This is a genomic window from Streptomyces sp. NPDC005151 (assembly GCF_053599875.1).
This window is the reverse complement of the sequence record NZ_JBSFYR010000090.1, coordinates 20,546-31,682: the sequence shown is the minus strand read 5'-3', so window position 1 is coordinate 31,682 and position 11,137 is coordinate 20,546. Positions and strand designations below refer to the sequence as shown.

At 69.5% G+C, this 11,137-nt stretch carries 10 protein-coding genes and 2 pseudogenes; 11 read left to right on the top strand and 1 reads right to left on the bottom strand.

What is annotated here, in order from left to right:
- Positions 1-124, top strand: a pseudogene (locus ACWD6R_RS32690) (IS6 family transposase); the annotation flags it as partial.
- A 413-nt stretch (positions 125-537) separates the two neighbouring features.
- Here ACWD6R_RS32690 and ACWD6R_RS32685 read toward each other — a convergent pair.
- Positions 538-1,037 (bottom strand): annotated as a pseudogene (locus ACWD6R_RS32685) (transposase); the annotation flags it as partial.
- An 813-nt stretch (positions 1,038-1,850) separates the two neighbouring features.
- On the opposite strand from ACWD6R_RS32685, the gene ACWD6R_RS32680 reads away from it, so the two are divergent.
- The 10 genes from ACWD6R_RS32680 (at position 1,851) to ACWD6R_RS32635 (ending at position 11,134) form a co-directional block, all read left to right on the top strand.
- Positions 1,851-3,746 carry a phage tail sheath subtilisin-like domain-containing protein gene (locus ACWD6R_RS32680; RefSeq protein ID WP_451822022.1) on the top strand — a complete coding sequence of 632 codons (1,896 nt, stop codon included), beginning with the start codon at positions 1,851-1,853 and terminating at the stop codon, positions 3,744-3,746.
- A gap of 3 nt (positions 3,747-3,749) precedes the next feature.
- Entirely contained in the window at positions 3,750-4,253 is a 504-nt protein-coding gene (locus tag ACWD6R_RS32675) for a phage tail protein (protein WP_331755564.1), read from the top strand.
- Positions 4,254-4,281: 28 nt separating this feature from the next.
- A complete protein-coding gene (locus tag ACWD6R_RS32670; RefSeq protein ID WP_451822021.1) occupies positions 4,282-4,959 on the top strand; it encodes a hypothetical protein in 678 nt (225 codons plus the stop codon).
- Between the two features lie 713 nt (positions 4,960-5,672).
- On the top strand, positions 5,673-5,846 hold the full coding sequence (locus ACWD6R_RS32665; RefSeq protein ID WP_451822020.1) for a hypothetical protein: 174 nt from the start codon (positions 5,673-5,675) through the stop codon (positions 5,844-5,846).
- Complete coding sequence (locus ACWD6R_RS32660; protein ID WP_451822019.1) at positions 5,843-7,033, top strand: DUF4255 domain-containing protein; 1,191 nt, start codon at positions 5,843-5,845, stop codon at positions 7,031-7,033. The genes ACWD6R_RS32665 and ACWD6R_RS32660 overlap by 4 nt, the downstream gene beginning before the upstream one ends.
- A complete protein-coding gene (locus tag ACWD6R_RS32655) occupies positions 7,030-8,949 on the top strand; it encodes an ATP-binding protein (protein WP_451822018.1) in 1,920 nt (639 codons plus the stop codon). Before ACWD6R_RS32660 ends, ACWD6R_RS32655 begins: the two co-directional genes overlap by 4 nt.
- Positions 8,946-9,143, top strand: coding sequence for a hypothetical protein (locus tag ACWD6R_RS32650; protein WP_451822017.1), 198 nt, complete (start codon positions 8,946-8,948; stop codon positions 9,141-9,143). Before ACWD6R_RS32655 ends, ACWD6R_RS32650 begins: the two co-directional genes overlap by 4 nt.
- The gene (locus tag ACWD6R_RS32645) at positions 9,143-9,781 is read left to right on the top strand and encodes a hypothetical protein (protein WP_451822016.1); all 639 of its coding nucleotides are present in this window, start codon (positions 9,143-9,145) and stop codon (positions 9,779-9,781) included. Before ACWD6R_RS32650 ends, ACWD6R_RS32645 begins: the two co-directional genes overlap by 1 nt.
- Positions 9,778-10,044: a hypothetical protein gene (locus ACWD6R_RS32640; protein ID WP_451822015.1), complete on the top strand. Its 267-nt coding sequence runs from the start codon at positions 9,778-9,780 to the stop codon at positions 10,042-10,044. The genes ACWD6R_RS32645 and ACWD6R_RS32640 overlap by 4 nt, the downstream gene beginning before the upstream one ends.
- Entirely contained in the window at positions 10,037-11,134 is a 1,098-nt protein-coding gene (locus ACWD6R_RS32635) for a hypothetical protein (RefSeq protein WP_451822014.1), read from the top strand. Before ACWD6R_RS32640 ends, ACWD6R_RS32635 begins: the two co-directional genes overlap by 8 nt.
- Positions 11,135-11,137 lie beyond the last annotated feature (3 nt).

The window sequence follows — 11,137 nt, the reverse complement described above, 5'->3', positions numbered from 1 at the left end:
CTCACCCCACTTCCGACCCCACCGCCACCTGATAACAGCCTCCGACCACCGAGCCGAGATGACCATCCGCTTCGCCATCTGGGACCACGTCACCGGAGTCGTCGGCACGGCCGCAACGGCCTGACCCAGGGCTGACACCCGAGCCGACCACGCCCTGGCACGCCATCAGGTCCTCGCACACCCAACAACGTGACAACGCCTTCTTGAGTGCTGCCTTGGTCGGTGGCCGTCCGGTGCGGGCGCGCCGGGCGCTGGAGTCCCACTTCGCGGCGCTGAACCTGCGGTGCCAGGCCAGTAGGGTGCCGGGCGTGACCGGGAAGACCTCGTGCCAGCGGCGGCGGGGTATCAGGCTGGAGAGTGCAGCCAGCCAGAACCGATCCGCGGGCTCGTAGTGGACCGGGCCGGCGATCTGACGCCGTAGCACCGCATTCTCATGGCGGGGTACGAGTAACTCGGCGTCCTTGGAGGTGTCGCGGCGCAGCAGCACACCGGGGGCGGACAGCAGTTTGCGGGCTGCTTTGTACAGCATCGAGAGGATCACGGCGGACATGATCCCAGTCGAGACCGCTCTACCGTCCCGACCTGCGGCGATGACTTTACGAGCCCACAGGTCCAGGCGCGACGGATGAGGCTACGTACCGTGATGATGGCGTCCGCGAAGTCGAAGAAGGCGTTGATCACGTTGATGCGGCGTTCGTAGCAGCGCGCGAGGCGGTGGAAGGCGTTTTGCCAGGCGTGGGTACGTTCGATGTGCCAGCGTTGGCCGGCCTGGATGGGTGCCTTCTCGCTCTTGTGGGCGATCTGGCCGTGGAGGCCGCGTTCGCCGAGCGTGGTGCGCGACTTGGCCGAGTCGTAGCCGGCGTCCAGGTGCACGGTGATGTCGTCGGGTAGCGGCCGAGGTCGTCCAGCAGGTCCAGGGTCGGGGCGAGCAACGGGGAGTCGTGGCAGTTCGCCCCCGCCAGGACGCGCCCCAGGGGAATCCCGTAACCATCCGTCATGCCGGAGCGTTTCAGGCCCTGTTTGCCTCGGTCGACGGGGGGAGGGGGAACCCGGCGGCTTCGCCGCCTCCAATCAAGGACAGGGGCAAGAAGCCATACCGGCCCCGAAGGCCACGAACCCCCACCGGGATCTACGACGAAGGTAATGGGCAGCAAGGTGCTTACAACAGCACTGTGGTCGCCGCCCTTGCTGCTGAACCACGCCGGCCTCCCGCGATCGTTGCCGAGAGCGGCTTGCCGTGACAGACTTAATGCTGAATTCGTCATTCTGCATGGTCGCAGTGGCTGGGTCGCTATATCGGTGTCCTAGTTGAGAGGTTCGAATCCCGGCGCGTTCATTAGAAGTTCTGAAGATCGCTCCCCCGCTTCGGCAATGGGAGCGATTTTCTTTTGGCACGCATGCCCCGGCCTTGGCAAGGCCCTGTACACGCTTGGTGACAAGGCATGGGCGCGAGGTCAATCGGTTGGCGCTCGCGACGGGTGTCGTCGTTGACGCACGAGTCCAGCGCCGACTGAGCGACGCGATCACCACCGGGGTCAGCAGACTGGGGACGGCGTGGAAATCGACCGTCTGCGCGGCGATCTGCCACCGGACTGGACGAGCTGTGGCTGTCCGCCGCGGGCGAAGAGCTGCGGCTGATGTGCCTGCTCAGCGTCGAAGCCGTCGCCGGCGCGGAACTGGCGGAGCGCCGGCCTATCCCACGCTGCGCGCTACCAGTCGTGCCGTTGTTCCAACCGGGTGCAGCTCGCCGGCAGCCCAAAAAAATCATGATTTAGGCGGGCGGATTGATTGACAGTGAGCGTTCGTCCGGACACGCTCTGTGTGGCGCATCCAGCGACCAAGGGACTCCGATGCCGGTGCAGACCACCTATCCAGGCGTGTACGTCGTCGAGCAAATGACGACTTCGCACGTCATTGCCGGTGTCTCGACATCGGTGACCGCTTTCGTCGGCGCAGCCCGCAAGGGACCGTCCGACACTCCGACGTCGATCGAGAGTTACGCCGAATTCGTTCGTCAGTTCGGCGATCCCGTCGACACCGGTGATCATCCGATGGGGTACGCCGTCGCGCATTTCTTCGCGAACGGCGGCAGCCAGGCCGTCATCGTGCGCGCGCTCGCGGCGAACGCGCTGGAGGCCAAGCTGCCGCTGCCGACGGTGAACGGCATCACCGTCACGCTGAGCGCTCGCAGCCGCGGCCTCTGGGCCAACGGCGTCGGCACCGGCGCCTCCCGTAGCGGCATCTTCGTCGAGGTCGTCCCCGCGACGGTGAATCCGAGCGACCGGTTCACGCTGGTGATCCGCGACTGGGCTCCGGACACCGGGTCCGCGATGCTGGTGTCCCAGGAGACCTGGCCCGAGCTGTCCATGTCGCCGGGCAACCCGCGGTACGTCAGCACGGTTCTGGCCGCAAGTGCGCTGGTGACCGCGGAGGTCAGCGGCACCGAGACGGCGGATGCGGCAGGCAAGTCCGAAGGCAGCGTGGACCTCTCTGCGGGAATCGCGGGCCTCGCCGACCGGACGCTCCGGATCTCGGTCGATCAAGGTGCTCCTGTCGATCACGTGCTGTTTGCCGGAGGCCATGCCACTGACGTTCACAACACTGATGACCTGGTCGCGCTGATCAACGCGTCCGGCAGCGGCTTCCCCGTTGTTGCGTCCAAGGCGTCCGGCAAGCTCGTGCTCACCAGCAAGACCACCAGCCCCGACAGCGCGGTCGTGGTCGGCCTGAGTGGAACCGGAGACGCCAGCAATATGCTGGGCCTCGGCATCGCCGCCGGTGGCAAGGAGAGCTCGGGCAGCGCCGCCGACCGGCCCGCCGTGGCCGTGCCCAGGCCGCTCGCCGGAGGGACGGACGGTGCCGACGTCGGCGCGGACTCGATCGTCAGCCCGGCCCCGGACCAGGGCATGAACGCGCTCGACGTGCTGAACTTTCCGCGGTTCAACCTGCTCTGTTTGCCCGGCGTCACGACCGCGAACGTGGACCAGGTCAGCACCGCATTGGCCTACTGCGCCGACCAGAACGCGTTCCTGCTGGTCGACCCCGATCCCAGCGTCACCAAGGCGAATGCCATTTCCAAGGCCGGGTTGTTCGCAGCCGAGGGTGCGCACGGCGCGCTGTACTGGCCCCGGCTCATCACGCCCGACTCCTCGCTGGCCGGCCTGCCGCCGTGCGGTGCGGTCGCCGGAGTGATGGCAAGAACCGACAGTTCGCGCGGGATCTGGAAGGCTCCCGCCGGGCTGACCGCAGGCCTGGCTGGTGCGATCGGGGTGGCCTATCCGACGAATGACCCGGTGTCTGGCGCGCTCAACCCGTTCGGGATCAACGTGGTGCGCAGCTTCCCTGGTGCTGGCCTGGTGGTTTGGGGAGCGCGGACGCTGGCCGGTTCGGACCTGCGCGGCGATCCTTTCAAGTACGTACCGATCCGCCGGCTGACCGACCACATCGAGGCCAGCCTTTACCTCGGCACCCAGTTCGCCGTGTTCGAGCCGAACGACCCGGTGCTGTGGGGCCAACTGCGGCTCGCCGTCACCGGTTTCATGCGCGGGCTGTTCCGACAGGGGGCGTTCCAGCAGTCCGAGGCTCGGGCCGAATCCGACAGCTTCTTCGTGATCTGCGACAGCACGGTCAATCCGCAGACGGCGATCGACTCCGGACGCGTGAACGTCGTCGTCGGATTCGCACCGCTCAAACCGGCCGAGTTCGTCGTCGTCACCATCACGCACGTTGTCAACGGAGAGGGCTGAGCGATGGCTGAATTCACGGTCAACCCCGAGCGTCACGACCCGTACAAGACACACATGTTCCGGATCAAGTGGGACGGGGAGTACGTCGCCGGCATGTCGAAGATGGGTGCCCTCACCCGCAGCACGGCGCCGGTGACGCACCGCGTCGGTGGCGACCCGTCGCACGACCGCCGCAGCCCCGGACTCACCACGTACACGTCGGTTCAGTTCGATCGCGGCGTCACGCACGATCCGGCGTTCGAAGCGTGGGCCAACAAGGTCTCCAGCTTTTCCTCGCCCGGCATCTCCCTGCCGGACTTCCGGAAGGACGTCACGGTCGACGTCTTCAATGAGGCGAACCAGCTGGTGCTGAGCTACCACCTTTACCGGTGCTGGGTGTCGGAGTACACGGCCCTGCCGGCGCTCGATGCCGCGACTGCCGCGGTGGCGATCCAGTCGATCAAGATCGAGCTGGAAGGGTGGGAGCGCGATACATCGGTCACCGAACCCAAGGAACTGGTGGTCTAGATCAGGCTGCGACTGCAAGGGGGTTTGAGTGATTGAGGTACCGGGCGTCCTGGTGGCCCCGTCACGGGTGATGCTGCTGCGGTTGCTGAGTGATGCGAGCACCGAGCTCGATGAGGTGCTGACGCTACTGGGTGCCTGCGGCGTGCCTGGCTGCGCGGATCTGCCGATCGGTGTGATCGACCGGCTGTTGCTGGTGGCGCACCGCGCCGTGACCGGTCGTGACCTCGAGCTCGTGGTGTCTTGCCCTGCTTGCGGAGTGCTGAACGAGTTGCCGCTGGGCGCCAGTGACGTTCCCTCGCACACGCCTCGCTGTTCCTGGTGCGGGCCCGGCGCCGGCGTTCGCGAGCCGGTTGGCGCGGATCTGCTCGGCCTGCCGGTGGACGGGGCCGAGGCGGCCCGGGAACTGCTGCGCCGCTGCTCGGTCGGCCCGGCCGAAGGAGGCCGTGACCAAGCAGCGCTCGACCGGGCCGAGCAGTCCTTGTGCGGCAACGTTCGGGTGGCCTGCACGAGTTGCCAGGGACCGATCGAGCACTACGTCGACGTCCAGCATCTGGTCGCGACGGCGGTCGCCTCAGCCGTCGCCGACGTGGACGTCGAGGTGCACCTGATCGCCTCGCGCTACAAGTGGGACCTCAGCACGATCGAGTCGCTGCCGGAGAAGCGCCGGGCCCGCCTCGCCGCACTGGCTGCGGGGGTGCCGGGATGAGCGAGACCAACAAGGCTGGGGGCCAGCAGGTTTCGGCCGAGCCGCCATCACGTGCGGCGCTCGCGCTGGCCGCTCGGGCGCGCCGACCCGCGACGTCCGCGGTCGCCGTGACGGTGCCCATCACGGTGACGGCCACGCAGTCACCGAGTCACCCACTACCCGCAGTATCCGTTTCCAGCACAGCCGATCTCATCACCGCGATCGAGGTACCGCACGCTACGGCGGTGGTTCCCGCCCGGGAGCCGGGGACGGGGCCGAGCGGCGTACCAGCGGCACTGTCCCCACCCGCAGCGACCGTGCTGCCTGCGCCGCCTGCACCCATCGTCGTCGAGCCAGCGTCGGTGCATGCGCCGGCCCAGGACCCTGAACCGGCGACAAGGAGTGTTCGGGTTCCGCAACCCGGGCCGCAGCCAGTTTCGGCCGAGGCGCCGCGTGGCCGCCCTGAGCCTCCCGCCGTCCCCGCCCCCGCTCCGCTCGCGATCGAGACCGTGCGAACGGTGCGAGACGAGAAGCCGGTGACCGCTCGCGCCGTTCGGCCGCCGGCGACAGAACCGGCGGACAGCGCTGCTGCAAGTGAGCCGTCAGCCCTGCTGGAGCGTGCCCGCCGAGCCACGGCTCAGCCGCCGGAGGAGGTAAGGCCCCAGCGGCCCGAGCGGGTGCAGCCCGAGACGGCGCACGTGGCGACGACAGGGCATGAGCCCCAGCTGGCCCCCGTGACTGCCGCGCCGCCCCAGCCTGTGCCCCCGCCGGTCACCATCGGGGAGATCCACATCCACGAGGCGGCTCACGCCGGACCGGCTGCTGACCCGCTCGCGCTGCTGACTCCCTACTCGGGCGGTCTGACCGTGCGGCGCGGCGGCATGAACGCCCCGGCGGGTGCGCGATGAGCGTGCTTCCCGCACCGGCACCCGTGCTGTCCGGCGTGGACGCCGTGCTGACCGCGATCACCAAGGACGCCGTCGGGACAGGCGTCGGCGTGACCTCCGGACCGCTGGACCGGCCGGTCTCCACCACACGACTGAACTGGTTCCTCTATCGCATCACACCAGCCCCGGCGTTGATGAACATGGAACCCCCGCAGACCGGGTGGCGAACCCGGCGGGGCAAGCCGCCGCTGGCCCTCACCTTGCACTACCTGCTGACCGCGGACCCGGGCGAGCTGTCAGCCACCGGCGACGAGACGGTCGCGGCGCACGACGCGCTGATCGTGGTGATGGCACTGCTGAACGAACGTGCCGTGCTCGGGCCGGACACACAGATCACGTCGAACCCGCCCAAGACCGTCAGCCAGGTCACCAGTGCGTTGGACGGGCTGGTCGAGCCGCTTCGGATCACGCTGGACTCGGTGCCTCTGGAGACCATCACCGGGCTGTGGGCCAGCGGGTTAAAGTCGCTGCGGCTGTCGGTCGCCTACCAGGTGAGCCTGGTCACCGTGCCGGCGCCGGTGGCGTTCGTCGCCGGGCCGCCGGTGCAGGAGCGCAGGGTCCGGGTGATTCCCGCTGCCGGGCCGCGGATCACCGGCATCAGGCCCGAACCGGTGTCGTTCGGCGAGGACATCGAAGTCGCGGCGACCGGTCTCGGGGACGACGTCCTGGTCACCTTGTCCCGGGCGGACGGCGACCCGGACGACCCGACGGATGGCCGCCCCAACCCGGCCAGCACGCACAGCACGGGACCCTGGCGGCTGGCGGCCGTCCCTTCGGCAGCAGGCCTGACCGTAACCTTGCCGAACGCGCTGCTGGTACCCGGCCGACGCGGGCTGGAGCTGACCAACCAGGCGTCCGGGTTCGCTGCGGGCACGGCAAAAGCGGGCACCACCGTTGCCCCTGTGGTCCGAGCGGTGGCTGGGCCATTGCAGCCAGGGCAGCCCGCCACCCTCACAGTCGCGCATGTGCTGAGCGAGGGGCGGGTCGCGTTCGGTGGCATGGCCGTGCCGTACACCCACACTGGCCCGGAGACCGTCAGTGTGACCGTGCCGGCCGGGGTCGCGGCCTTCGCCGGGGACTCCATCTGGGTCAGCATCGAGTCCGGCACGATCACCGGCAGGCCGGCCCGGCTGGCGGTGGCGCCATGACCGCACCAGGAACGATCCGCGAGATCTCGCGCGCGGACGGTGACTTCGACGCTTCGTCGGTCCAGGTGCAGGTGCAGCCCGCGACCCCGGCCGAACTGACCATCGGCTGCCTCAAGCTTCTGCGCGACGCCGTGGACCGGGTGATGCGGGAGTACCGCCAGGCCTGGGACTCGACTGGGCCGGCCGGCGCCGGGCGTCCTGAGCTGCAGACCGTCGCCGGGATCGGCCTGCGCCCCGACCCCGTGACGGCCGCTGCCGGGGATCCGGTCGGCCTGTTCCCCGGGCTGGGCCTCTCGGCCAGTGCCGAAGCGGTGATCGCGGCGGCTTGGTGGGCGGTCGTCGATCCCCAGCTGGCCGCGGCGTTCGGATGGATCCACGACGACGCCACTCGCCGCTACCCGAGCCTGTCCGCGCTCCGGCTGCTGCTGGAGCCGTATGGCTTGGCCGTCCCGCTCGCGCTACCGGAGGACTCCGGGCCGGTCGCCGACGGCCTGTTGCGCCCGGTCGCCGACGCCGCCGCGCCGGTCCGGCTGACCCCGACCGCGGCGCTGTTGCTGGACGGCTGGCAACCTCCCGCGGCGCAACCGGTTTCGTTGCCGCCACGGCTGAGTGCCGTCGCCGATGAGGCGCGTGCACTGATCACCGCAGGTCATCGGGTGAGCCTTCGCTGTGCTGACGAGGAGGACGGCCCGGTGCTCGCGGGCGCCATCGCCGCGCGGCTGGAGCGCGCCCTCGACGACGGGCAGCAGCGGCCGGTCGCCGAAACGCTGCTGCTGGAACGGCTCAGCTTGGTCCTGCCGTGGGGCGCCGAGGAGACCCCGCCAGCACGGTTGCGCCTGACCCTGCCGGGTGCGCCGTCCGCCCCGGGATGGCAGGTGCTGGACGTCGCCGCCATCGAGACCACCGGCGTGACCTGTGCGTGGCGCCGGGTGCTGGGCGCCTCCGGGCTGGACACGAGCGCAGCCGGTCAACTTGCGGCACGAATGCGGCTGACCGAGGCCACGATCACCTCACTGCATGCGACGGCACGTGCGGCCGCGGAGGTGCAGCGCCGGCATCTGACCGTGGCCGACCTGCACTCGGCGGTCCGCCGGCACCCGCAGCACCAGCTGGACGGAATGGCCCGGCTGGTTCCGCCGTCCCAGCGCCTCAGCGATCTGGTGCTGCCCGAGCCGACCCTGGCCGGACTGCACGATCTGCTGGCGCACGCCCGGCACAGCAGCGGTGTGCTGGCCGGCTTCCCCGGCGCCGGCATGCGTGGCCGTGGCGTTGCGGCCCTGCTGCACGGGCCGAGCGGGACCGGCAAGACCGCGGCGACCGAGGCGATCGCGGCCGAGCTGGACCGGGACCTTTGGATCGTCGACCTCGCGCAGGTGGTCAGCAAGTGGCTGGGGGAGACCTCGCGAAACCTCGACCGGCTGCTCACCCAGGCCGCGCGAGCGGGCGCCGTCCTGCTCTTCGACGAAGCCGAGGGTCTGTTCGGACGCCGCGCCGAGGTGACCGATGCACGCGACCGCTACGCCAACTTGGAGATCGACCACCTGCTGCAGCGCATTGAGCTGCACGAAGGGCTGTGCGTGCTCACCAGCAACCGGCCGGCCGCGCTCGACGACGGATTCCAGCGCCGGCTCCGGCTGTCGGTGCGGTTCGAACTGCCGGATCACACGGCGCGGCAAGCCATTTGGGCTTCGCTGCTGCCGGCCGACCGGCTTGCCGACGGCACGGACCTCGAAGACGTCGCTGCCGCGGAACTCTCCGGATCGTCGATCCGCGCCGCCGCCGTGGCCGCGCAGATCTACGCGGCCAGCGACGGCGCAGCGGTCGGCGCGCAGCACCTGCACAGGGCCGTCCGGCGCGAGCTGGAGAAGAGCGGCCGTACTTGGGCACCCATCACAGTGACAAGGGGAAGCCGATGACATCAGGTTCGCCACCGGACATCCCGCGCCTGGATGTCGCCGTCGGCAGCATGCCGGTGCCTGGCCTGCTGCGGCCCAGCATCGAAGCCGCGCTGGCCGGCCGCGCACTGGGAGCAGGACCGGAGAGCATCGTCGCGCAGGCCGTCGCAGCCGCGGCCCAGTCGAAGGCCGTCGGCACAGGGGGTATTTCCTGATGCTGATGCGCGGCATGCTGATGTCGTTCTCCGACCCGAATCTGGGGCTGGTGCCCACGATGGTGCCGTTCCAGTACAACCCGGCCGAGATCTCCCGCACCATCACCGTCACCGGGGGCGCGCAGGGCGGCCCGGCCCTGCGGGTGCAGAACGCGCCGGTGGAGTCGTACACGATCAAGCTGGAACTGGACGCCGTCGATGCGGTGGACAAGCCCATCAGCGGCGTGATGGGGGTGCAGCCGATGTTGGCGACCATCGAGGCGATGATGGAGCCGGCGGGCAAACTGGGCGTGCTCGGGGCGATCGGGGGTGCGCTGTCGGGTGCGGTTTCGGCGCTCGCCGGAGGGAGCGAGAGCGGTGGCCCGATCCCGGCGCCCTCGTTGCCCCTGGTGGTGCTGGCGTGGAGCGTGGCCCGGATCGTGCCGGTGCGCATCACCAGCTTCACTGCACGGGAAACCGGTTTCAACGCAGCGCTTCTGCCGGTCCAGGCCACCGTGGACCTGGGCCTGACCGTGCTGCGGCCCGCCGATCTGGACAGTGGCCTGAAAATGGCCGGCTTCCTCGCCGAGGCCTACCAGGCGGCGCGCAGCGTTCTCGCTGTTGCCGGGGTCGCCCAAGGTGTGGAGCTGATGCTGTGACTGCCTCGCGCTACGACGGCCAGACGACTATCGCGGTAGCCCAGGACGACGGGACCACGCGCCCCATGGGCGTTCCCCGGATCACTGCACCGCTGCCGGCTGCGATCAGGTACCAGGTGCGCGAGGGCGACCGGATCGACCTGCTCGCCAACGCCGGGCTGGGCGACAGCACCGGGTGGTGGCGGATCGGCGACGCGAACCCGTTTGCCGACGTTCTCCGAGACACCGAACCCGGAACGATCATCGGGATTCCCAGTGAGTGACACGCGCGTGACTGTTTCGGTCGGCGGCAAGCGGCTGCCCGCATCCGCGCTGGACACCGTGCAGAGCATCGACGTCAACGAAGCGATGAATGCGCAGACCCAGGTCAGCGTCGTGGTTGCGGCGACAGTGGACGACACCAGCAACTGGAGCAGCCCGCTGGATGCGCTGGTGCAGCCCTTCGCCGCGTTCGAGGTGGCGATCACCCGCGGCGATGCCTCCCTGGTGGTGCCCGCGCGGGCTACCAGCGCAGCGTGGTCCCTGCAGGCCGGAACGCTGTCCACGATGACCATCGCCGGTCTGGACGCCAGCGCCGATCTGGATCGCGAGGAGCACGACAAGCCATGGGGCGGGGTCAACGACGCGAACATTGCCAGAAGCCTGCTCGGCGCGATCGGCACCCCGAAAGTCACCGAGACCGATCTGCCCGAAGGTACCGACACGTCCACGCCGCGCCAGCGCGGGACGGACTGGGCCTACCTGCGGATGCTCGCCGAGCGCAACCAGTTCGATGTCTATGTCACCAGCGAACAGGGCCAAGTGATCGGTGTTTTCGCGCCGACCGATCCCCTGGCCGCGCCCTCCGCGAAACTCGATCTGGGCTACGGCACACTGGGCGGAACCGCGTCGGTCAACGTGCAGCTCGTGGCAGGACAGCAGGTCAAGGTCACGCACGGCATCGAAGGTCAGGGCGGTCAGCAGGTTGCGGTCAACGACGGCAAGGGCCATGCAATGGGCACGCAGTCGCTCGGTGGTGCGGTCACAGTACTGCGGCACGAACAGGACCTGGAGGGACGGCAGAAGCCGGATGTGGCGGCCCGGGTGATGGCCGAGAACTCCGCTTTCGGAGCCGGCCTTTCGGTCACGCTCTCCGCGCCGTCGATGCCCCTGTTGCGGGCGCGGCGGACGGTGACGGTGCGCGGACTCGGGCCGCTGGTGTCGGGGTTGTGGCTGGTGAAGTCAGTCCGGCACACGATCACGCCCGGTGGTCATACGCAGTCGGTGTCGCTCACCCGCAACGCGCTCGGCGACAACTCGGCTGCCGGGGGCGGTGGCTTGGGCGGGGCTCTGGCCGGGGCGGTGGGTTTCTAGTGC